22 protein-coding genes are annotated in these 23,443 nt (G+C 55.6%); 4 read left to right on the top strand and 18 right to left on the bottom strand.

Going from position 1 to position 23,443, the window contains the following annotated elements; translation table 11 throughout:
• Positions 1–83 precede the first annotated feature (83 nt).
• From ABO_RS01310 to ABO_RS01295, 4 genes are all read right to left on the bottom strand, one after another.
• A complete protein-coding gene (locus ABO_RS01310; RefSeq protein WP_011587554.1) occupies positions 84–794 on the bottom strand; it encodes an FKBP-type peptidyl-prolyl cis-trans isomerase in 711 nt (236 codons plus the stop codon).
• Positions 795–816: 22 nt separating this feature from the next.
• On the bottom strand, positions 817–1,155 hold the full coding sequence (locus ABO_RS01305) for a DUF4124 domain-containing protein (RefSeq protein WP_011587553.1): 339 nt from the start codon (positions 1,153–1,155) through the stop codon (positions 817–819).
• A gap of 621 nt (positions 1,156–1,776) precedes the next feature.
• Complete coding sequence (gene bioA / locus ABO_RS01300; RefSeq protein ID WP_011587552.1) at positions 1,777–3,051, bottom strand: adenosylmethionine--8-amino-7-oxononanoate transaminase; 1,275 nt, start codon at positions 3,049–3,051, stop codon at positions 1,777–1,779.
• A 142-nt stretch (positions 3,052–3,193) separates the two neighbouring features.
• Positions 3,194–3,670: a TIGR02444 family protein gene (locus tag ABO_RS01295; RefSeq protein ID WP_011587551.1), complete on the bottom strand. Its 477-nt coding sequence runs from the start codon at positions 3,668–3,670 to the stop codon at positions 3,194–3,196.
• 122 nt (positions 3,671–3,792) lie between these two features.
• On the opposite strand from ABO_RS01295, the gene ABO_RS01290 reads away from it, so the two are divergent.
• The gene (locus ABO_RS01290; RefSeq protein ID WP_041704685.1) at positions 3,793–5,706 is read left to right on the top strand and encodes an ATP-binding cassette domain-containing protein; all 1,914 of its coding nucleotides are present in this window, start codon (positions 3,793–3,795) and stop codon (positions 5,704–5,706) included.
• A 178-nt stretch (positions 5,707–5,884) separates the two neighbouring features.
• Here ABO_RS01290 and ABO_RS01285 read toward each other — a convergent pair whose 3' ends face one another.
• The 9 genes from ABO_RS01285 to ABO_RS01245 form a co-directional block, all read right to left on the bottom strand.
• The gene (locus ABO_RS01285) at positions 5,885–7,051 is read right to left on the bottom strand and encodes an acetyl-CoA C-acetyltransferase (protein WP_011587549.1); all 1,167 of its coding nucleotides are present in this window, start codon (positions 7,049–7,051) and stop codon (positions 5,885–5,887) included.
• Between the two features lie 207 nt (positions 7,052–7,258).
• Positions 7,259–7,639 (bottom strand): sirohydrochlorin chelatase, encoded by a 381-nt coding sequence (locus tag ABO_RS01280; protein ID WP_011587548.1) that lies wholly within the window; start codon positions 7,637–7,639, stop codon positions 7,259–7,261.
• Positions 7,640–7,690: 51 nt separating this feature from the next.
• On the bottom strand, positions 7,691–8,563 hold the full coding sequence (locus ABO_RS01275) for a histone deacetylase family protein (protein ID WP_011587547.1): 873 nt from the start codon (positions 8,561–8,563) through the stop codon (positions 7,691–7,693).
• Positions 8,564–8,692: 129 nt separating this feature from the next.
• A complete protein-coding gene (locus ABO_RS01270) occupies positions 8,693–10,078 on the bottom strand; it encodes an efflux transporter outer membrane subunit (protein WP_011587546.1) in 1,386 nt (461 codons plus the stop codon).
• Entirely contained in the window at positions 10,071–12,005 is a 1,935-nt protein-coding gene (locus tag ABO_RS01265) for a MacB family efflux pump subunit (RefSeq protein ID WP_011587545.1), read from the bottom strand. The genes ABO_RS01270 and ABO_RS01265 overlap by 8 nt, the downstream gene beginning before the upstream one ends.
• Positions 12,005–13,168 carry an efflux RND transporter periplasmic adaptor subunit gene (locus ABO_RS01260; protein ID WP_035458982.1) on the bottom strand — a complete coding sequence of 388 codons (1,164 nt, stop codon included), beginning with the start codon at positions 13,166–13,168 and terminating at the stop codon, positions 12,005–12,007. Before ABO_RS01260 ends, ABO_RS01265 begins: the two co-directional genes overlap by 1 nt.
• A gap of 238 nt (positions 13,169–13,406) precedes the next feature.
• Positions 13,407–14,087, bottom strand: coding sequence for a DUF4336 domain-containing protein (locus ABO_RS01255; RefSeq protein ID WP_011587543.1), 681 nt, complete (start codon positions 14,085–14,087; stop codon positions 13,407–13,409).
• 58 nt (positions 14,088–14,145) lie between these two features.
• Positions 14,146–14,361, bottom strand: coding sequence for a DUF3820 family protein (locus tag ABO_RS01250; protein ID WP_035458987.1), 216 nt, complete (start codon positions 14,359–14,361; stop codon positions 14,146–14,148).
• 103 nt (positions 14,362–14,464) lie between these two features.
• Positions 14,465–15,088 (bottom strand): cation transporter, encoded by a 624-nt coding sequence (locus ABO_RS01245; protein WP_011587541.1) that lies wholly within the window; start codon positions 15,086–15,088, stop codon positions 14,465–14,467.
• Positions 15,089–15,259: 171 nt separating this feature from the next.
• On the opposite strand from ABO_RS01245, the gene ABO_RS01240 reads away from it, so the two are divergent.
• Together ABO_RS01240 and ABO_RS01235 are read left to right on the top strand one after the other, a co-directional pair.
• Positions 15,260–15,667, top strand: a complete 408-nt coding sequence (locus tag ABO_RS01240) for a MerR family transcriptional regulator (protein ID WP_041705214.1) — start codon at positions 15,260–15,262, stop codon at positions 15,665–15,667.
• 192 nt (positions 15,668–15,859) lie between these two features.
• Complete coding sequence (locus ABO_RS01235) at positions 15,860–16,252, top strand: hypothetical protein (protein WP_011587539.1); 393 nt, start codon at positions 15,860–15,862, stop codon at positions 16,250–16,252.
• A 40-nt stretch (positions 16,253–16,292) separates the two neighbouring features.
• On the opposite strand, the gene ABO_RS01230 is transcribed toward ABO_RS01235, so the two are convergent.
• From ABO_RS01230 to ABO_RS01215, 4 genes are all read right to left on the bottom strand, one after another.
• On the bottom strand, positions 16,293–17,405 hold the full coding sequence (locus ABO_RS01230; protein WP_011587538.1) for a DUF1513 domain-containing protein: 1,113 nt from the start codon (positions 17,403–17,405) through the stop codon (positions 16,293–16,295).
• A gap of 66 nt (positions 17,406–17,471) precedes the next feature.
• Positions 17,472–18,509 carry an imelysin family protein gene (locus ABO_RS01225; protein ID WP_011587537.1) on the bottom strand — a complete coding sequence of 346 codons (1,038 nt, stop codon included), beginning with the start codon at positions 18,507–18,509 and terminating at the stop codon, positions 17,472–17,474.
• A 25-nt stretch (positions 18,510–18,534) separates the two neighbouring features.
• The gene (locus tag ABO_RS01220; protein WP_011587536.1) at positions 18,535–19,929 is read right to left on the bottom strand and encodes a di-heme oxidoredictase family protein; all 1,395 of its coding nucleotides are present in this window, start codon (positions 19,927–19,929) and stop codon (positions 18,535–18,537) included.
• 165 nt (positions 19,930–20,094) lie between these two features.
• On the bottom strand, positions 20,095–21,384 hold the full coding sequence (locus ABO_RS01215; RefSeq protein ID WP_011587535.1) for an imelysin family protein: 1,290 nt from the start codon (positions 21,382–21,384) through the stop codon (positions 20,095–20,097).
• Positions 21,385–21,647: 263 nt separating this feature from the next.
• Between ABO_RS01215 and nhaD the strand changes: the two genes are divergently transcribed.
• On the top strand, positions 21,648–22,877 hold the full coding sequence (nhaD, locus tag ABO_RS01210; RefSeq protein ID WP_011587534.1) for a sodium:proton antiporter NhaD: 1,230 nt from the start codon (positions 21,648–21,650) through the stop codon (positions 22,875–22,877).
• Between the two features lie 62 nt (positions 22,878–22,939).
• Here the strand turns inward: nhaD and ABO_RS01205 are convergent, their stop codons facing one another.
• Entirely contained in the window at positions 22,940–23,215 is a 276-nt protein-coding gene (locus ABO_RS01205; protein ID WP_148201413.1) for a hypothetical protein, read from the bottom strand.
• Positions 23,216–23,443 lie beyond the last annotated feature (228 nt).

Here is a 23,443-nt window from a genome sequence, read left to right as displayed (position 1 = left end):
TTTTAACGTTGAATGTTCCTCGGCATTTCATCAAAAAGGGCGCCCGAAGGCGCCCTTTTTGATGAAGCGTGAAACGGCGGGGTTTATTCCGCGTCATCACCACTGCCTTTCACATCCAGAAGCTCGATTTCGAAAATCAGCACCTGGTTAGGGCCAATGTCGCCACCGGCGCCTTGCTCACCATAGCCCAAAGACGGCGGCAGGACGACTTTCCACTTGTCGCCTTCCTTCATCATGGGTAATGCTTCTTGCCAACCTGGGATGATCTGCTGCAGACCGAATGTGGCCGGCTTGTCGCGCTCGATAGAGCTGTCAAACACCGTGCCATCGGGCAGAGTTCCGTGATAGTGGACTTCCACGGTGTCTTCCAGGGTCGGAGACGGCGCACCCTCTTCACCCGAAGCCAACACTTCGTATTGCAGGCCGCTCTCGGTGACGGTAACACCTTCACGCTCGGCATTGTCAGCCAGGAATTTTTCGCTGGCTTCCATGTTCTCGCCAGCCTTTTCTTCCAGTTTTTCCTGCTGAGCCGCGATCATGCGCCCCTGAAAATCGCGGATCAGTTGATCCAGATCTTCGTCACCGAGACGGGATTCACCCTTCTCGTCAATACCATCACGTAGGCCAGCGACCATGGCATCCAGATCCAGGCTCTCTAGGCTGCGCATTTGCTCTGCACTGCGAAAACCCAGTGCGTAGGACGCCTTTTGGTCATCCGTTTTTACTTCTGCATTGTCCTGACCACAGGCTGCCAGCAAGACGGTACCCGCCAGCACGATTCCCAATTTCTTCATTCTGCCTCCAATTGGCCTACGATTATTGTTTCTGTTGTGTCTCAAGCCCCTTGCCACCGCGCATCTCTTCCGCGCTGATCGTGCTTGGAGCCTTCACTGTAATGGGGTCCACCGACACTCCCGGCGGTGGAATTTGGCCATACTGCCAGTTTCCACCCGGGTCACGCCAGCGATACAGCTCAGTCTCGTCCTTTTTTCCCAGCCAAGGCGACACTTTGCCATCGAACAGTTTTTCCGGCTGTTGCCAATTCCGCTCAACATGTTGCCAGTCCAGTAGAGGTTTGCCTCCACCTAACGGCACAGTAAACAGTGCCGTAAGCACCGCTACCAACAGCACGGTAATAATGAGCCCGAAGCGCATAATGCCGAATTCCCCCTATATTGAGCCTCTTCACAGGATCGAGTTCCCGATGAGAGCAAAATACGATCACAATTTACATGACTTTTGCCACTTTTGCGGTAATGCCAAGTTCGAGAGCACAGCTCACTTTCGTTCGACCATGCTCCAGCCGGCATTCCGGGTGAGCTAGAATCATGCGAAATAACCATACAGAAACTGTATAAACAGCGCACAGAGTCGCCTATCGGAGGGGCAGCGACTCCCTGAATAAACCCCACATATCGCGCTTAGTGATTCTGGTCGCAAACAGAAAAGAGGCTTACTGCAAGACCAGCATTGATATCCGCGCCACCGCCCCCACCACCCGCATCCTGCAAAGTGTGGCGCTAACACCCGGCTACCGCCGTCGTCGCCAACCAGGCCCGTACCCGCACGAAAATCTACGAAGCGCAGCGTCAATTTCTGTTCAGCCTGAAAATCCCCTTCCTGGTAACCCTGCACGATACTCAACGGTATGTGCCGGCCAGACTCGCTGTCTGCGCGATCACCACACGGCCCGCCAGATTCATTTGAACCTTCAACGTGAAAGGTTCAAAAGAAAAAAACCTGGAATGTTTCCGATTCCTTCATCCAAGCTTGCCGTTATTTCTGTTCAGCCAAATCCCGCATCGCGCCAGTTAGCTTGCTCAAATCATCCGCTTCAATGACGAATGGCGGCATGATGTAGACCAGCTTGCCGAATGGACGAATCCACACACCCAACTCAACAAAACGCGCCTGCACCTGCTCCATGGCGACAGACTCCTTCATTTCCATCACGCCAATGGCACCCAGCACCCGGGTATCGGCCACCGTAGGCAACGCCTTCAACGGCATCAGTTCGTCTTTGAGCTGAGCTTCGATAGCGGCCACTTTTTGCTGCCAGCCGGAATCCAGCAACAGCTGAATGCTGGCATTCGCCACGGCGCAGGCCAACGGATTGCCCATAAAAGTGGGGCCGTGCATCAATACGCCCGCCTCACCTTCACAAATGCCTGCGGCCACCTGGCGGGTGCATAACGTGGCTGCCAAGGTCATGTAGCCGCCGGTAATCGCCTTGCCCAAACAAAGGATATCCGGGCATACATCCGCATGCTCCAGAGCAAAAAGCTTGCCTGTGCGGCCGAAACCGGTGGCGATTTCATCAAAGATCAGCAGCACACCGTACTCATCACACAGCGCGCGCACCGCTTTCAAATAAGTCGGATGGTAGATACGCATACCGCCGGCGCCCTGCACGACAGGCTCCAGAATCACCGCGGCAATTTCCTGGTGATGCTCCGCCAACATGTGCTGAATGGAATCCAAGTCCGCCGTATTAAAATCACTGTCGTAGGGGCACTGCGGCGCCTCCGCAAAATAGTGCTTGGCCAGCACACCACTGAATAGCGAGTGCATGCCGTTGACCGGATCACAGGCAGCCATGGCGCCAAAGGTATCGCCGTGATAACCGTTACGCAGGGCCAGCAATTTGTCCTTCCCGGCATACCCCTGACTCAACCAATACTGCAGCGCCATCTTAATCGCCACTTCCACAGACACCGAACCGCTATCGGCAAGAAACACTTTTTCCAACGGCTCGGGCGTTAGATCAACCAGTTTTTTCCCCAGTTCCACCGCCGGTTCGTGGGTCAATCCGCCAAACATCACATGGGCCATGCGGTCGATTTGATCCTTGGCTGCCTGATTCAGCACGGGATGGTTATAGCCATGCACCGCCGCCCACCAAGACGACATACCGTCCACCAGCTCGCGGCCATCCTCCAGCATTAACCGTACCCCTTTGGCACTAGCCACGGGAAATGTGGGCAGCGGTTTGGAGGTGGAGGTATAAGGGTGCCAGAGATGGTCACGGTCGAAGTCGAGATCGGTGGTCATGGGGCGAGGTCCAGATAAAACGAGGGAAGACAGGATGGCAGCGGAGGGGGGAAAGTTCAAAGTTGAACGTTCAAAAGAGCGTCTGAAATGTGTGCCAAATCGTTAACGCTCCCGCCGCACCATCACACCTGAATCCACGGTTTTAAACTTTCAACTCAACCAATCGGCAAAGTGCGCTCTGCAACCCTTCGCACTGAGCCATTTCCGGCACCAACACCAATAACCAGCTCAGCGGGTCTACCGATTTGCCTGCCGGTAGCAGGTTATCGCACAAAGCGGGCAAGGTAGTCAGCAACCAACGCTCACCTTCCAGCTCCACTTGCTGGAGTTGGCGTTTGAACTCGGGCAACCGGTCATCCTGCCCAGCCTTGCGGCGCACCGCGCGCAAAGGGCGCAGATAATCCGCTTCGAATTGCTCGGCCACTTCTGCCAACCGCCGGCCGGTTCGGGCATCCGGCTGCTTTCCCGCCTCCGCCAGCCATAACCCACACAGCAGTAATGACACCGGAACTTGATATTCATCCTGCAAATGCAGGCAGCCATTCTCGAATGCCTTGTCCTGCCAGCACCCCAGCGCAAAACGCCACAGATCCGTTTTTATTTTATTACTCACTGGCATCCCCTGATTTACCGCCCTCGGGCAGGTTGGTGCTTAAACAGGCCATCGCTTACACTGCGCCGGTTTCCTGCATGTCTTTCACTGCACGCAGGCCACCGTTTTCAGGCACAAATAGGCTTACCATGCTGTCTCTTGAACATATCAACCTTCGCCGCGGTCCCGACTTGCTGCTGGAAGACGCCAACCTGGTCCTACACAAGGGCTGGCGCGTAGGCTTGGTGGGCCGCAACGGCAGCGGCAAGAGTTCGCTATTTAAGCTTATCATGGGCGAACTAGAGAGCGATGGCGGCAACATTAACTGCCCAGCCGACTGGCGCTTGGCCATGATGGCCCAAGAAGTCCCGGCGCTGGATCAGCCCGCCATCGACTATGTTCTCGACGGCCACCATGGCCTACGCACCGCGGAACGCAAACTGGCCAAAGCGGAACAGGCCGGCGATAACCATGCCATTGCTCTGGCCCACGGCGAGCTGGATGCCTTGCATGCCTGGCAACAACCAGCCAACGCGGCCATCTTGCTAGCCGGCCTCGGCTTTAGTGAAGCCCAACAACAACAACCGGTCTCCAGTTTTTCCGGCGGCTGGCGCATGCGCCTTAACCTAGCCCAGGTACTGATAAGCGATGCCGACCTGTTGCTTCTCGATGAGCCCACTAACCACCTGGATCTGGATGCCATACTCTGGCTGCAGAGCTATCTGGTTCAGCAGCCCGGAGCACTACTCGTTATCTCCCACGACCGCGCCTTTCTGGATGCCATCGTCACCCAAATTCTGCACATCGAGCACAATAGCCTGAAGCAATACACCGGTGGTTATTCTGACTTCGAGCGTGAACGTGCCGAGAAACTGGCGCTGCAGCAAAAAATGCACGACAAGCAACAAACCCAAGTAGCCCACTTGCAGAAATTTATTACCCGCTTCAAGGCAAAAGCCAGCAAAGCCAAGCAGGCCCAGAGCCGGGTAAAAGCGCTGGAAAAGCTAGAACTGATCGCCCCCGCCCATGTGGATTCCGGCTTCAGTTTTGATTTCCACCAGCCAGAAAAACTGCCCAACCCTATGGAAAACCTGGATGCGGTGCAGTGCGGCTATCGCAATGACGGCATAGATACCGTGATTCTCGATCAAGTCACCCTGAGCCTGCGGCCGGAAAGCCGCATCGGCCTGCTGGGCCCCAATGGGGCGGGCAAATCAACACTGGTACGCACCTTGGTCGGCGAACTGCCCACCTTGGGCGGGCATTTTGAAAAAAACGACGACCTGAAAATTGGTTACTTCCACCAGCAACAGGTGGATCGTTTGGACGCCAACGACACCCCATACCAGATGCTGTCGCGCTTCTACCCTCAGTGGAGCGAATCAGAATTACGCAGCGAACTGGGCCGCTTCGGGTTTCAAGGCAATGACGTATTCGCGTCCATCGGGCGTTTTTCCGGAGGTGAAAAAGCGCGCCTGGCTCTGGCCATGATCGTTCAACAAAAACCCGCCTTGCTGCTGCTGGATGAACCGGCCAACCACCTGGATCTGGACATGCGCGAAGCGCTGACACTGGCCCTGCAAGCTTTCGAAGGCGCGGTAGTGATGGTCTCCCACGATCGCCACCTGCTGGAAACCACCGTGGACGACTTCTACCTTGTGGCCAACGGCAGTGTCAGCCATTTCGATGGCGACCTGGACGATTACGCTCGCTGGCTGCAACAACACCGCCGCGACGGCAAACCAGTGAAAGAAGAAAAACCCAGCGATGGGCAAGATGCCAAAGCCCGTCGCCAGCAAGCCGCCCAGCTACGTCAGCAGCTACGGCCACTAAAAAAACAGGTAGACCAGTTAGAACAACAGCTAGGCCAGTGCAGCGAAAAACTGCTAGCCGTGGAAGCCGCTTTAGGCGATGAAGCGTTATATACGGACCCAAATCGAAAGAACGAAATGAACGGCTTGCTCGGTGACCAAGCGCGCCTGAAGAAACAGCACGACGAATTGGAAGGGAAATTATTAGACGCCATGGAAGTGTTAGAAGAGGCAGAAAGCGCAACGTCGTAAGGGGGGCTTTCCTATCACTCCCGGGTACCGCGCTCACTATCGAGGTTGCAGATAACGAGCCAACACCCCAGGCCCACAACCAATATAAAAAAGCCGGCTAAGGAGACCTTGGCCGGCTTTTTTTATCTCCATCGAGATCTCAGCAATGAGGAACTCGACCCTTACTCTGTAGCCGCTTCTATAACGCTTCAATAATGGTAGCGTTTGCCGTCCCTAAGCCTTCACAGATAGTCAGCAGGCCGTACTTGCCACCACGGCGCTTGAGCTCATAGACCAACGTACCCATCAACTTGGAGCCGGTGGCCCCCAATGGGTGGCCTAACGCCTGAGCACCACCGTTCACGTTCATTTTTTCGTAATCCGCACCCACCGCCTTCATCCAGGCCAATGGCACCGAGCCGAACGCTTCGTTCACTTCATACAGATCAATATCCGCCATACTCATGCCGGCCTGCTTAAGCACTTTCTCAGTGGCCGGGATCGGGCCTTCCAATACCATGGTCGGGTCAGAGCCCACCACCGCCATGGCATGAATACGCGCCAGCGGTGTCAAACCCAGTTCTTTAACCGCAGCCTCGCTGGCGATCATAACGGCGGAAGCCCCGTCCGTTATCTGGCTCGCGTTGGCGGCACTGATATGTCCCCCTTCCTGCAGAGGTTCTAGCGCTTTGATCGCGTCCAGCTCTGCTTCCCAGCGAATCCCTTCATCGACCACATGGTCTTCCTGAGAGCCGTCTTCCAGGGTCACCGGTACCGGGATGATCTCATCGCTGAAACGACCCGCTTGCGTCGCTGCAGCACCACGCTTGTGGGAGTCATAGGCGAACTGGTCTAGCTCTGCCTTGCTCACTCCGTATTTTTCCGCCATACGCTCAGCCCCATGGAATTGGCTGAATGTTGCACTGGGATATCGCTTGCTGATTTCACCGGTAAACGGGTTGCCCAGTTCTTTCGCCGCAAGCACCGGGGAACCGATCGGCAGCTGGCTCATGGATTCCACACCACCCGCAATTACCAAATCCTGAGTGCCACTCATCACTGCTTGGGCTGCAAAGTGGATGGCCTGCTGGGAAGACCCACACTGGCGGTCAATCGTAACCCCCGGCACAGATTCCGGTAGGCAGGAGCTCATAATGGAAGTGCGCGCCACGTTAAAGGCCTGTGGGCCAATCTGGCTCACGCAACCAAAAATCACGTCGTCGACTTTCTCTGGAGCCACACCCGTGCGCTCTACCACTGCATCAATAACACGGCCACCCATGTCCGCCGGGTGTACCTTGCTCAACCGACCGTTCTTTTTACCACCCGCGGTACGCACCGCCGCTACGATATATGCTTCTGCCACCGTACTCTCCTCGTCATCACACGCTGTTGACTATCAGGTCATAAAGATGGCATCGAGGCTACGCCCTCTCCACAAGGAACCTCAATGACCAAAATAGACCACCGGGCGTGGATCTAGTCATTTCCAGGTCAACACAAGTGCGAGGGAATACGAAATCGATTACATAGCCAATGCTATAGCGAGCACTATGTACCTCCCTGCCCCCTGTTAGGCTTGCTCACCAACATGTTGCAAAATTAACGAGGTCAGCCCGTGGGCATTACCGAAATATTCCAGTAGCTCAATCGACAAATCCGGGAAGCGCTGGCGGGCATCCTCCACTTGAGCGGGGATATCCCTGCCTACATGCTTTCCCTTATTAAAGAATAAAGGATACAGCTGCACTGTTTTCACTGGTTGGTGTTCAAGCTGTTGAATCGCTTCGATCAATGAGGGGTTGGCGAGCTCAAGAAAACAGGGCAACACGGCCACATATTCCTGCCCGGCACCGGGGCCAGACTCTGCCACCGTATTCACCAACACACGAAACTCATCATTCGCCGTTTCACTGCGGCTGCCATGGGCCATGATCAATAAAGCTTTGGACATGATCGCTCCTTCGGAGCAGCGGGAAATTGGAAGCTCCACATTGCAAGAATTTCACTGACCTCGGGTATTACCCGCGCTTGATCTTTCAACTTGCAACGCAAAGGCTTGCTCTATAACGATTGCATGGCGGCGGGCCAGCGCCTCACGATCGTCATCGTAGCCGCCACCAATCACCGTTGCTATAGGAATATTCCGGCTTCGGCAACGGACGATGACACCCCGGTCTCGATCGGCGATGCCTTGCTCAGAAATATGCAGCCGCCCTAACGGATCATGCTGGAAAATATCCACCCCGGCATCGTAAAGCACCAGATCCGGCTGCTCTGATTTCAGCAATGATTCCAACGTGGAAAATACCGTATCCAGATAATCCTGATCCGTCATCCCCAGCGGCAACTCCACATCCAGATCACTACGCATTTTGCGAACAGGAAAGTTTTTCTCGCAGTGAATGGAACACGTGAAAGCCCGAGGCTCATCTGCCAGCATGGCAGCCGTGCCATCGCCCTGATGCACATCGCAGTCAAACATCAACACCTTATTGACCACGCCCCGATCCAACAATTGGCGGACCGCAAACACCTGATCATTGAAAATACAGAAACCGGAACCGAAATCGTAATGGGCATGATGGGTGCCACCGGCTAGATGGCAGGCAATACCATTTTCTAGTGCCAACTGAGTTGTCATTAGCGTTCCCATAGGCGCAATACAGGATCGCTTCAATAAGGCTTCACTCCAGGGCAACCCCATGCGCCGCAACGCCTTGGCATCCAGCGTACCGTTCACCATGGCCGATACGTACTGCGGGCAGTGAGCCTGACTTAATAATGCGGCCTTAGCCCGGCCAGGACGGAATTCGTTGTCGACACACGCAATTCTGCGGCGCCGCAAATGAGTATGTAATAGAGAGAATTTCTCCATGGGGAAGCGGTGCTTCCCAGGAAAAGGAAAACTGTATTCGGGGTGATACACAAGCGGCAGCACGGGCAACCTGGCAGGCAGTGGTAGGTCGCCGTATTGTGTCGTTTGAAAGATAAACCGGCAAATAACTCAGGATTCAGCGGAGGCCTTGCCCCCTTCACCCAACACCCGGTACAGAGTGACGCGAGACTGATACTGATTATAAATCAGGTCGAGACTGTTCTGGCGGGCACTGTTAAAGCTGCTTTGTGCACTGAGCACATCGGTAAGTTCAGTTTCTCCTTCCCGATAACGCACCTGCGCCACCCGGTAGGCTTCCTCGGCTTGCCGATATGCCTCTTCACGATACTGTTGTTGCTCAGCCAAGCCCTGCACATTACTCAATGATTGCTCCACTTCCTGCAAGGCCACCAACAGAGTACCGGTATAGCTGGCCACCTGTTCTTCCCAGGCGGCCTTGCTTTGCTCAATCCGAGCATCACGTGCACCACCATCAAACAGCGTTTGCGCCAGTGACACTCCGAGGCTGTACACCGCGTCGCCATTGAATAATGAAGACAATGCACTGCTGGCATAACCACCATTGCCGGTGAGCGAAATAGAGGGCCAGTAGTCCGCCCGGGCGGCGGCCACGGAATAGTCCGCCGCCATCAAGCTGGCCTGAGCCTGAGCAACATCCGGGCGCTGGGCCAGCACCTGATCCGGTAGCCCGGCCTGAATTTCCGGTAATTGCAGGCTACTCAGGGCGCCACCGCCCACCAGGAATGCCTGCGGCATTTCGCCCACTAATACCGCCAGGGCATAGCGGCTCTGGCGAAGTTGATGACGCAGGGAGGGCAGCTGCGCCTCCACATTGGCGACCACCGTTTTCTGCTGAGCCAGATCCTGGGGAGAAACGGCACCGTTCTCTACCTTGGCTTGCACCACATCCAATACTTGCTGGGCCAGCGCCAGATTTTCTTCTGACAGCGCCAGATTATCCTGCAGATACAACACCTGCAGATACATATTCACCACACTGGCAATGACCGTGAGCTGCACGGTATCACGGCTGAACTGACTCGCCAGCAGGGAAGCCCGCGCCACATCACGGCTATTGCGAAGCTGCCCCCACAGGTCCAGCTCGTAACTGGCACTCAGTGAGGCATTGTAGCTATCGGTGCTTCCGCCTTCGCCAAATACACCACTACGACTGCCTCCTGCTCCCAGCCCTATGGTGGGAAACAGTGCTGAACCGACCTGACTCAATTGCGCATCGGCCTGCTCAACTCGCGCCGCCGCCACCAGCAAATCCGTATTGGCCGCCAGCGCCTTTTCCACCAGCTGATCCAGCTCCGCGCTGTTAAATTGTTGCCACCATTGCGGGTGGTTCACCATGGCCTCACTGGCCTGCTGCTGGTTGAGCCATTGCGTTGGCATTCCCTGTTCCGGAGCTTGCAGGCCGGACTGCATGGCACAGCCGGAAAGCAAAACAAATACCATCACCCACAACTGTTTATTGATTGCCTTAATCATTACTGAGCGCCTCCACTGGGTTTAGGCGCGCGGCCTTCAACGCAGGTGCAAAACCAAATAACAAACCGATTCCCGCAGCGCAGACAAAAGACACCACCATCACCGGCACGGAGAACACAATCGCCATGCCAAACAGCATCAATAACCAACCCACCAATACCCCTATCACTACGCCAACAATGCCGCCCAAGGCCGATACCACCACCGACTCGGTAAGAAATTGCTGAAGAATATTGCGCTGTCTTGCCCCGGTAGCCATACGGATACCAATTTCATGGATACGTTCGGTCACACTCACCAACATGATATTCATCACTCCGATTCCGCCGACTAACAAGGAAATGGCGGCAATGGAACCGAGCAGAGCCGTTAAGGTGTTTTGGGTTTCCGACACCATTTCCAGCAGCGAGGCCATGTTGAAAACGCGCACATCCTGCTTGCCATGACGCTGGGTTAACAGCGCCACCGCAGCGGCTTCCGTGGCATCGATTTGCGTCACATCATCCACCGCCACCGTAATAGAGTTAAGATAGTTTTGTCCGAATAAACGCAGGGTTCCGGTGGACAGTGGAACAATGACCACATCATCCTGATCCTCCCCCCGATCACTGGCGCCCTGAGCGCTCATCACACCAATTACTTGAAAAGGAATACTGTCGAGTAACAGGAACTGCCCCAATGGATCACCCTCCGGAAATAGATTCTCTTTTACTGTCTGGCCAATCACAGCCACCGGAGAATAGCTCTTGAGATCCTCCTCCCCGAAAAATATTCCCTGCACAGGCTGCCAATCACGTAGCGATGGAAAATCTTCGCTCACCGCCTGCACACTGGTCGAGATATCCATACCATTGGCCCGGGCAGTCACATTCCCAGAAATTTCCGGTACCGCGATGCTTATATTAGGAAGGGACTCTAACGCTTGCGCATCCGCTGGCACCAAGGTGGCAATCACGCCATCCGCCACTCGTTGCATGCCCCGGTCCGGGCGAACGACTAGAAGATTGGTGCCACGCTCATTGATCTGTGCCACCACATCCTGTTTTGCGCCCTCACCAATCGCTAACATCACCACTACCGCACCAACGCCAATAACAATGCCAAGTAATGTCAGCAGGGTGCGCATCCAATTAGCACGCAAAGAACGCAAAGCCATCACCACAGCTTCCATCACCTCACCAGGATCCGGCATCACGGATTCTTTTGGCGGCGCTGACACTGGTTTGGCACGCTCATGGAGATGATCATGATGTCGCGTATCGCTAATCAGGTTGCCATCATGAATCTCCACTACCCGGTCCGCATGGGCGGCCACCTTGGCGTCATGGGTAATCACAATAACGGTGTGGCCTTGCTCCGCCAGGCTGCGCAGCTGATCCATTACCGCTTCACCACTGGCGCTGTCCAGCGCACCGGTGGGCTCGTCGGCAAGAATCACCTTGCCGCCATTCATCAAGGCCCGAGCAATAGATACCCGCTGCTGCTGCCCCCCGGAAAGTTGGCTCGGACGATTTTCCAGGCGATCTTCAAGACCAAGATCTGTCAGTAACTGCTGCGCTCGCTGTTTGCGCTCTTCTCGGGGCACGCCTGCATAAATAGCCGGTAACGCTACGTTTTCCCAAGCACTGGCGGTGCCAATCAAGTGATAACTCTGGAATACGAACCCAAACATTTCCCGACGCAACCAGGCCAGCTGGTCATGATCCATGGCCGTCACCGGTTGGCCGGAAAAGCGATATTCTCCGTCACTGGGTTGATCCAGGCAGCCAAGAATATGCATCAGGGTAGACTTCCCCGAGCCGGAACTGCCCATAATGGCAAGAAACTCCCCCGCCTCAATGGACAAATCAATGCCGTGCAAGACTTCTACATCTTGATCCCCGGCAGGATAACGCTTGCGAATGTTACACAGTTCAATCAACGGCATTAGAACCGTCCTTGACGTGGCAGACTATCCTTGTTTTTTTTCAACGCAACATTGCTGCTCGCTTGGCTCAGCGTCACAACATCGCCCTCTTCAAGCCCCTCATCAATCACGATACGAACGCGATTGTCGATACCTATTTTCACTGGTTGATCCTGTGGTTCCCCCTTGCTATCCAGCACCTGAACTTTCCACGCCCCTCGCCCCGCTCGCTTTACGGCAGCCATCGGCAAGCTCAGCACATCGCGGGCGGAATTAACCACGAAGAAAACCTGCGCGGTCATCCCCGACATTAACTGACCATTATCGTTAGCCACATCGAACTCAGCGGTGTACAGGACCACATTATTCACCACTTCCGGCGTAGGCAGCACTTGCCGTAGCTCACTGTCGTAGCGCACCGTCTCATTGCCAAGGGTGTTGAAATAAACCGGCATGCCTGCGCTTAGTCGATGAACGTCTGCCTCGGACACTTCCGTGGAAATCGTCATCACGGACAGGTCAGCAATGCGCATCAGTGTCGGGGTAGTCTGGTTAGCGTTAAGCGTCTGGCCTTCACGGGCATCCAAGCTCACAACCGTGCCGCTGCGTGGAGCATAAATTTTCGCATAGCCAAGGGTCGCCTGATCGCCCTCCACACTGGCTTGTTTTTGACGAATCTGTGCTTGCAATACTTTGATCTGGGCACCGGTAATCGCCAAGTTTGACTCGGCACTTTGAAAAGCATCTTCACTGGTAGCATTCGCGTCACGCAAACGCTGCTGACGCTGATATTGAAGCTCAGCCAGATTCAACTCGGCCTGCCGCTGCTCTAACTGAGCACGTAACGCTTCCAGCTCAGCAAGGCCCGCATCTACTTGCGTTTGCTGCACGGAGGCGTCAATTTCAGCCAGCAGCTGCCCCTCCTCCACCGAGTCCCCTACATCCACATACAAATGCGTCAACTGCCCTGAGACCTGCGCACCCACATCCACATAATCTCCCGGCTCCAGGGTGCCCAGCGCGGTGACCAGTTCCTCCACATCACCACGCTCCACCGTGGCTGTTTCCCACTGCGTGGCCGGCGCCGACGAAAAGCCCCAGCGCCAACCGGCGAACAACAGGCATACGATTAAAACAACAACGAAAAGAACCGTTTTCGGGAAACGACGAATCCAGCGAGGCATGGGCAATTCCACAGACCAGTAATGATGGTGAGGAATATAACGGGAAATGTTGCAAGAAATGTGGAGGGAGGAAATTGCGAGTTCAAAGTTAAAAGCGCGAACAGCGCTGTGCCACGCAGCCAAAACAACCCCGTGGCCCCGGGAAAAAGAATCGCGGCACTACCGTTTCTAATGTGGCTCTGCCACCGAGCCACGCTTTTCAAGTTTCAACGTTGAACGTTGAACGTTGAACGTTGAACTAGAGCAACCACTCCATCCCATGGCGGACCTGGTTACGGGCGTTTTCAGTGATGACCTCGCCGTGGGCCAGGCTGAGTTTTTCAAAGGGCCACTCGAGGATTCGGGTCACGCTGGCGCGGGCTTTGCGCCGGTTCAGATACACCAGCCGTAAAACCGGATGCCAGCCCGGTGATTTCCACAAGCCTCCCAGTTTCAAATACCAGCGAGTGAAGCCATGGTCGCATTGATGGAAGTTTTCAATCAGATCGGCGGCAATTAACGTTTTACTGGAACAATGATAGAACACCGTCTCGTGCAACATGGATCCTTCGATAAACACTAACTCGAAATCATCCCCCCAGTCTGGATGCGGGGTTTGCGAGAGCACCGCATCCAGTGCCAGATCCTTGCGCTTGCTCGCCAGTTTTGCCGGGCCGTGCAGCACGGCCTGGGGATAACGCTGTTTCACTTCATCGGCAAACACATGGTGAAAAAGGTTCGGGCAAACGATATGCGCCACTTCACCTAACGCCGCCAGTTCCCCGGCCAACGCATCGTCCACCGGAACCGGGGAGTGCAGCAACAAACCACCCGAAGACAATTTGACCACAGTCATCCGAGCGCCCACATGCAGCCCCATAAAGTGATGGGGAATGGCATAGGCCCAGACATTATTGGCAACCACTTCAAGTAACGGCACAGCTGACTCCTTAACGGGATATGCGCTCAGGATACCTGCTTGATCCCGGTGATACAGCCTATTTGCGTAACGGTTCCAGCAAACCTTCCGTGCCGTCCATTTTCAGCATCAGCGCCAGTGCCATCAGCCGGCCTAGCTCACCTTTCGGGAAACCCTTCTTGGTAAACCACAACAGGTATGGCTCGGGCAGATCGATCAATACCCGGCCGGCATATTTCCCGAAGGGCATGGTACGTTCAATCAGGGCAGTCAGATCTTCCTGTTTAAATTCCATAGAGCTCATCTTGATCACAGTGGAGAGGCAGAAAACATAAGCTGCCCAACTCGGTGCAGCCTACCGCCCCACCTTCTCATCGCCAACAATAATAACCATTTGCTCACGACGTACCGCACCCGTGCTCTGCGGCGGACTCGTTCTGCGCCTGACGCAAAATCGACACGGCGCTGTGGGTAAACAGGCCCGCAATGGCCACTGCCACCAGCAGGTCTGGCCAGCGGCTGTCTAGCCATACCACTAGGGTGCCGGAGATCAGCACTGTCAGGTTGGCCAACGCATCATTGCGCGAGCACAGCCAGGCGGATCGAATATTGGCGTCCCCCTGCCGGTGGCGCAGCAATAACAGCGCACTAATCACATTGGCCGACAGCGCCAAACTGGCTACACCCATCATCAGCTCGCCCTGCGGCGCACTGCCCTTCACCAGCGCCCAAATGCTGTTCGCCAGCACGATCACGCCCATCAACAATAACGACACCCCCTTGATACGGGCTGCGCGTACCCGCCAGGCCACCGACTGTCCCAACGCCCACAAGGTTAAACCGTAGGTAGCGGTATCGCCCAGAAAGTCCAGCGCATCGGCCTGCAATGCCCGCGAATCCGCCAGCACTCCAGAGGCCGCCTCCACCACAAACATCACCGCATTAATCGCCAACACGATCCATAGCACTCGTTGGTAATCTGGTGCCGGGTTTCCCACTATCTCGTGATCACAACAACCCATATTGTTTCTCCACTCTCTTTGGGCCCGACATGGCAGTGGCAAACGTCTATTGCTGCCGGTAGCGCCTGCTTGGGCTCCTTGATTTCACTGATTCAGGTTCCATTTAAAAAGCTATAGTAACTACAGGTTCAAGCCCAGTTATCGGCCCATGAGGTAATAATCATGCCAACCCTGTTCTCTATCGGCGCGCTCAGTAACGCCGCCGGCTGCAAAGTGGAGACGATTCGCTACTACGAAAAAATCGGATTGATGCCGGAACCGGCACGCAGTGAAGGGGGACAGCGACGCTACCATCAGCGCCACCGGGAACGATTGGCCTTTATTCGTCACAGCCGCGAATTGGGCTTCACCCTGGAAGATATTCGCGAGCTGCTCACCATGAGTGAACAGCATGGCTGTGCCGATGATATTGCCCGCCGCCACCTTGAGACCGTCGAGCAACGAATTCGATCACTCAGCGCCTTGCGCGATGAACTGGGCCGAATGATTAACGAGTGCGAACAAGGGAGGCCTGGCGAATGCCGGGTTATAGAAGTGTTAAGCGATCACCGCAAATGCACCACCGAGCATGGCCACTAGACCCAGTGGCCACCTCCTGGCCCTTCCTGTCTCTTCCCGTTACAAGCGCCTTGGCTGACATTTATACAACACGTTATGCACCCGTTTACCCCATATGGGTGAGGCATATTCCCGGCAGCTTTCTACAATAAACATAGCCGGCTCTTTTGGGGAGCCAACTAGGTCAACAAAGAAGGGAACAAGGGGAAGATAATGAAATGGACCATTGGCATTGCCATATTACTGGCTTCACAGTTTGCTGCCGCAGACTATTACTCCAGCCTGGACGATGACACCTGCTGGGATGCTCGCAACAGTGGTGGCGCCCCCTGCATGGTGGTGCACAACACCAAATGGAGCCAGTACAGCAAAGGGAATTTTATCGTTACCTACCGCAATTCCTGCAACAATCGTATCTACGCCCGTTTCTGCAATGAACGCAAAGACGGCTCTGAAGATTGCGGCGCCTCCGGCATCGGGGCCGGTAAAACCAAGAGTTGGTCTACATCCAACGCCAATGGCCGCTACAGTTACAGATCCATTGGGGTCGAACGGGGCTCCAAGGACTGGGTGTGCAGCGGCAAGGTATCCGGCTGGCACGATTAACATTCAGTGGCTTGTTTTTGGCGCCCGCTATCACGGGCGCCTAACCTAACCAGAGATGGTTATCCCAGCCGCCCCCCGGCAATGCCAGCCACTGCCCCTGCACATCCGCAGTACGGCTATCGAAGTAACGGCATTTGCCCTGCCCCGAGGTCACCGCAAACCCGCCCGGCACTGCCCCCACACCGGCACAATCTGACATCGGCGTATCTAGCAAGGTCTCCCCGCTATCCAGGTCCCAGATAAAGAACCGGTTGCCCCGTGGCGCCGTCATGGCCACTTGCCGTTGCTGGCGATGAATGGCGATGCTGGCGGTGTACTGATCCATCATTGCCAGCTGTGTCTGGCTGACAGGAAACGGTTGATAGGCCTCACCGGGGCGCTTGATGGCCAGCAACGGCACACGGTTATAGGCGGGGCCATGATATTGCTGCCCGGTCACCACCGTGCCGTCGCCAGCCACATCCAGGTGACGAATACTGCTTTGCGTATCCGTGAGAATTTCCTTGCTGATTAGCGCACCGTGACGATCCATGATTACTAGGCTGGAGGTCATGGTCTCCAGGTTCATTTGTTGGCGGCTGAGCCCGTCAGTGCGGATACCGCCGTTACCAATCGCTAGGGATTCGCCATCTGGCATCCAGGCCAGTTCGTGGGGGCCAACACCATGGGTGGACGCTTCGCCGTCATGGACTAGCTGCAAAGCAGCGTGATCCAACCGGTAGCGCCCCAACACGCCACGGCCGGGCTCATTGAGATCGTTTTCGGTGGTGTACAACCATTGGCCCTGCGCATGGAAAACGGCATGCCCATAGAAGTGGCGATACGGCTGGCTATGCAGGGTTTGCAGCAAAGAGCCATCGCGCAGATCCAACAGATAACTTTCCCTTGCTGGCCGGCGCCCCACAAACAAAGCAACAGGCAGGAAAGGATGGCGAGCCACCGCATGGCAGCGTTCGCGCACCGGCGTCGCGAAGGCCCGCTGGCCATTCAAATAATAGCCCATGGCATAGTGCTGGCCGGCATCATCGTTGCGCGCGGAAAGCAGCAGGGGAGATTTGCCCGCCGTACGGGTCCACAGTGACCCGCCACCCAGAGCGGCCACACCGGCCATCGCCGCACCAGCACCCAGCAACTTACGTCGTGTTAGTGGCATAACGCTCCCCGCAAGCTTGCACCGCCCACTGCGACCAAACTTTTAACTATTAACGCGCAACGGACTCTAGTCTCCGTCGTTGGCGTTAAAACCAATCTGGATATTCAGTGCCCGAGCCAGCTCTATCTGCTGCCGATTTTCCAATTGATCCAGCGCGGTATAAAGCGCCGCCAACGTATCCCTGTGGGAGGGGGCCTGCACCAATTCCACCAGCGGCCCAGGCAACGCCTCCATCCGGCTATTCACATCCGCATAGGCCTGATCAATATCACTCACCAAGCCTTCATCGCTCACCAGAGAACGTACCCGCTGCCATACCGCCCACGCGCCTTTTAGTGACGCTTGCAGGTTTTCAATAGATTGCTGGCTACGCCAAGCTTCCGCTTGATAGGGCTGCGCCACGCCTTTATTCAGCCGGCCCATGGGCACACCCAATTTTTTCTTCAGCACGTCCACACCGGTAATCTGCACCCGCAGAATCGCCGCCAGACCATCATCCGCAGTGGCATAGCGCTCGTTGGGAAAATCGCTTAACTGCAACAACATTCCCTCAGGCCCACGCCACAGTTTCAACACCTCTTCAGACAACGCCCATTGGTGGTTCGCAATACCCTTCAGTAACGGACAATAGCGATCACGGCTGGAAGCCAGTGCTATCGATTCATCAAACAGCACAAATTCAAAAGCGGTTAGCCCCTGCACTACCACACTGGCCTTCTCCAGCTGCTCACCGGTGAGTGGGCCGGCCTCGTCTAACAACGCTTCAGTCTGGCGAACCACCAGGTTGCGTTTGTCCGGCCAGAACTGAACCTGCCAGCTACGATTGCCTTCCGACAACGGGCCGATCATCAACGGCTGCAAGTAAGACCACTGTGATTGGGCGTGAAAAAATGCGGCCTTCATCTTTTCCACCGAGGCCTGCGGGTCCGCGCAGTACGCCTCCACACTGTCCATCAGCGCGGCATTGCTGTCGTGCCATTGTTGGTGAGCCGGCAATAACACCTCAGTGGCCAGCTGAACAGTGACCTCCTGCCGTGGGTTGCTACACGCTGCCAGCATCAACACGGACAACGCGACCGCCCCCTGCATAATCAAAGCACGCATGGTGAATCCTCGACCTTAATCGTCGTTATAAAGAGTTCAAGAAAGCCAACAACGCCGCGCGCTGACTAGCATCAAACGCCAACACCGCATCCCGAGACTGAGCCGCCTCACCTTCGTGCCAGAGAATCGCTTCCATTAGATTGCGGGCGCGGCCATCGTGGAGAAACTGAGTATGGCCATTCACTGCCTCCGTGAGGCCGATACCCCACAGCGGCGGGGTACGCCACTCCTGGCCATTAGCCAAAAACTCCGGGCGACCGTCCGCTAAACCCGGCCCCATGTCATGGAGCAACAAATCGGTGTAGGGACGAATCGTCTGGTTGGCCAGCTCCGGCTCCGCGGCCTCGGCTCCGGTGGTGAACACGGCCACATGGCAGCCTTGGCAATTCGCTTGGAAGAACAGGCTTTTACCCGCCAGCACCTGTTTATCGTCTACATTACGGCGGGCCGGCACGGCCAGGTTGCGGGTATAAAACGTGACGTTATCGAGGATGGAATCACTCACCTCCGCGTCGCCGCCGTTGGGCATGGCCAGGCAATCGTGCTGGGCCGGGGAGCAGGAATCGGTGGGCACCAAATGGCTGGTAAGGCCCATGTCATTAGCGAAGGCTTCCGCATTTTGCTGGCGCAAGCTGGGCTGCCCTGCCTTCCAGCCAAAACGTCCCATGGCCGTGGTGTCATTACGGCGATCCCAAACGCGATTTGCCCGGCCACTGATACCGTCACCGTCCGCATCCTCCGGGTCAGCATGGGCTAACAGGTCTGCTTCCGGAATGGCTTCCAGCAACCCCAAACCAATCACCGGCGGGGCAATGCGCGCGGAAAACAGCGTGGCAGGATGCATGTCTCCGTACGCCAAGTTACTGAAACTCAGTCGAGGCACACGCAGAGCAACTTGGTAGCCATCTTTAAAAGTGACAATCCGGGTGCGGTAATCCACCCGCACCCGGCCTTCCGGCTCAACCCCGGGAATGGCCGCATCCTGAAATTGCCCGCCATAGGTTGGCTCGGGCATTAACCCACCTTGGGTCAAATCATCTTCTGCTTTAGCAGGCACCGACAACCGCACCAACATGGAAACCGCTTGTTTGGCATCAGGGCCAGGCGGGTGACCTCGGCCATCCTTGATATGACAGTTCTGACAAGCGTTGGTATTGAATAATGGGCCAAGGCCGTCACGAGCATCCGTGGAGGCCGGAGCAATAACCCAAGGGTTCCGGAAAAAGCTGTTGCCCACACTGAAATCCAGCCGCCGAGACGGTGGCAGATTCGCTAGCGGCAGCGAAAACGCATTCTGGTCTGTTTTAGTCACTGTGGCCTTACCCGCAGAAAGCTGCTCACCGGGCTCGGCTTCGGTAAAAGTGGGGCCTTGATCACAAGCCGCCAACAGGGCCGCCAAAGACAGCAAGAAATATCGCAAGGGTGGGTATCCTTCTCTCTTGAGAGCCTAGCTGTGCAGACTCAATACTTGAGTCACGAAGACAATGAGCAAGCTTTCCGCTTTTCGCTGGAATGTACGGCTCCAGCACAGCGCCCGAGATAACGGGCCGGCGGCCGGTGCTTTCAACCCACCGCGGGCCTCATGTCAGAAGCTGTGGTTGGCGGTATCCGGATTCAGTGCCTGAATATTTAGCACCGCTGCGGCCGCCTCAATACTGGTAGTCTGCGCGACCAAGGTATCGATGGCCGCATTCACCGTGGCCGCCCCCTCGCTATTCCCTGGCGCAATCAACTGATCAAAATGAATGCCTTTGTTGGCACTGTCCACCAGCCCCTGCAGCGCCGCGCGGCTAGCCTCCAAGTCGGCTTTCAATTGGTTGTCGATGGCCGGCTTATTGGCGGCCACCAAGTCACTCAAGGAAGGGCCGGTCAAGGTTTCACCGTTCACTCGCCGATACTCGCCCAGATACACATTGCGAATGCCCTTACCATTATAAAAATGCGACGCATGCGTATTGTCACTAAAACAGTCGTGCTCGTCTTCTGGGGAATGGGCCGCAAGTGCCACCTTCATCCGCTCTCCAGCCAACTCGCCCAATGACAGGCTTCCCATGCCAAACAACATCTTGCGAAGGCCGTTCTCCACTGAGTCGGCTTCCAGCTCAGCCCGGTAGTTCTCTTCACCCGGACGCCATTCGTCTACCATCACTTCCAGATCGTTAATCAGCAGATCGGTAACCACCGACAGGTACTCGCGGCGGCGGGCATTATGCCCCCCAGTGGCTTGCGGGCCGGTGGCAAAATCCGTTGCCGGGCGCTCACCGGCACCAGCGTCGGTTCCATTCAAGTCCTGCCCCCACAACAAAAATTCAATAGCATGATAGCCGGTGGCCACATTCACCTCGGAGCCCCCTAGCTCATTCAAACTGGCTAACAACTCTGCGCTCAGGTCCGTCAAATCCAGAGCCTGCTCACCAATCTTCAAGGATTCGCTGGCAATAATATTGGCGCGGGCGCCGGGGTTGCCCATCACCGCGTGATAATCCTCATCCACGTAATCAATCAGGCCCTCATCCAGCGGCCAGGCATTCACCTGTCCTTCCCATTCGTCCACCACCACATTGCCGAACCGAAATACTTCACTCTGCATGTAGGGCACCCGGGCCGCACGCCAAGCATCCCGGGCCGCAGTTAGGCTATCTTCCGTAGGTGCTGCCAGTAACGCATCAATTTGAGTTTTCAACTTGCGAGCTTCGGCAAGCGCATCGGTATAGGTCGCCAACGCCACGTCAGCATAGTGGCTGACCACCTTCTTGCCCTGCGTCTGATCATAGGCCTGCGCAACAACGGCCCCGCTGGACTGCGGTTCATCGCTACAGGCAGAAAAAAACAGGGTGGCCAGTAAAAGGCCGCCGGTGGACAGGCGAGTCAGCATGAAAATTCCCCGAGCAGATCGAATATCACAAGCAAACGCGCCGAGCAGATCGACGCGGAAACAGTCTAGGCATACATAATGCGAATTATTCGCATCTTTTAAAAGGGCTGCGTCCAAAATCTGCACATATCCAGCATTTTTCCGCCACAATTCGTCGAATGCCCCCCAATAAACAAATTGTTTACGGTGAACCCAGTTCACAAAAAGTCTAAGATAGCGCCGATCTCCGCTCTCTTTTTTAGCTACAGTGCGAGTCGCCCGCCATGACCACCGTTCTACTAATCCTGGTGGCGCTGGGCTTTTTGTCCATCGTCGTCGAAGATATCGTCCATATTGATAAGGCAAAAACCACGCTGTTTTTCGGGTCCTTCGCCTGGCTACTGTTTTTTATTGCCCCCCCGGCTCATCTCAGTCACGACGCGCTGATGAAAAGCCTTAATGACAACCTGCTGGATATTGCCACCCTGTGGTTGTTTCTGATGGCCGCCATGACCTTCGTGGCTTATCTATCCGGCAAGGGCATTATCGACAGCCTGGTCAACAAACTGCTACCCGAGCGCATTAGCGAGCGCAAACTCATGTTGCTCACCGGCGTGTTTGCCTTCCTGTTCTCTTCCATGGCCGACAACATCACCGCCACCCTGGTGTGTATCGCCGTGTTGATGAACCTGAACCTGCCGGTCAAAAAACTAATGCGCTACGTGGTGCTGGTGATATTTTCGGTTAACGCTGGGGGCACCGCGCTGATTACCGGCGATGTCACTACACTGATGATTTTCCTGGCAGGCAAAGTGGAAATTCCGGACCTTCTATTGCTTAGCCTGCCCGCCGCCGGAGCAGTTGCTGCACTAGCATTAATGCTCTCATTAGGGCTCAGTGAAGAAGTGCACATCAAGAAACAAAACAACGTCATCGAACGCGGAGACAAGGTTATCGCGCTGCTGTTCTTCGGCACCATTGTCGGCACCATCGCCGCCAACGTAGCATTCGGAATTCCGCCGGTGCTGTGCTTCCTGTTCGGTCTATCGTTGATGTTCATGGTGGTGCAGTTCCTAAACAAGGACGAGCCAATTCTGGAATATATCCGCAAGATTGAATTCGACACCCTGCTGTTTTTCCTGGGCGTATTGCTGTTGGTAGGTATGCTCAAGGAGCTGGGTATGCTGGCCTACTTCCCCGCGCTTTATGATGTTATGCCACCCGTGGCCGCTAATTTCCTGGTGGGCTTGGCCTCGGCACTATTCGATAACGTGCCGCTGACCGCCGCGCTGCTCAATTCCGGGATAGAAATGAACTTATCCCAATGGCTGTCACTAACCTATTCGGTCGGTGTGGGCGGGTCGCTACTGGTCATTGGCTCCGCCGCCGGGGTGATCGCCATGAGCAAGATCGAAGTGCTCACCTTCGGCAGCTACCTGCGTTACTTCGGCTACCTGTTGGTGGCCTACAGTATCGGCTTTGTCGCGGTGCTGGGGTTGGGGCTGCTGGTTTAGCCACCGCCGGCATGCCGACTATCGTCCTCGCCGAGCATAGCGAGGGCGATTACCGCAACAAATCAGTTCGCGCCGTAAAAATCATCATCCAATTCTTTCAAATCATTATCGAGCTGTTGCCGATTAGCCTGGCCATCTACGCTACCTGCCCCGGTCAACTCACGGTATTCATCAATACGCTGTTGCAATTCAGTCAACACATCCTCTAGTGCCAGCTGGTGTCGCTCCGCCTCCGTGCTACGATCTGCTTCACCTTGCTTCTCCAATTGATCCAGCTCGCTCTCCAACTCGTCCAGCTTACTTTTAATATCAGCAATCATTTGTTTACCGGCTTCCATAATCAAAACTCCTTTTCAATCGGGGACTTCAAACAAAGCCCGTTTCAGAGTGAGCCCATTTGCCGAGCAGGGTCAAGGCTGCCACCAGCCACGGTTCTTACCGCCAGAAAATCTGGCCAACAATGCACGCCTCTTCCGCCACTAAATGGGTATGGTCGCCGTTACCCAACGCTCAACCGACCAGCGCATTATCATCGCCGGCCTTTCCCTATTAGAATGGACGGCTGG

Source organism: Alcanivorax borkumensis SK2 (genome assembly GCF_000009365.1).
Classification (GTDB): domain Bacteria; phylum Pseudomonadota; class Gammaproteobacteria; order Pseudomonadales; family Alcanivoracaceae; genus Alcanivorax; species Alcanivorax borkumensis.
Note: the sequence above shows the minus strand (reverse complement) of the source record. Positions and strands in the feature narration are given on the sequence as shown.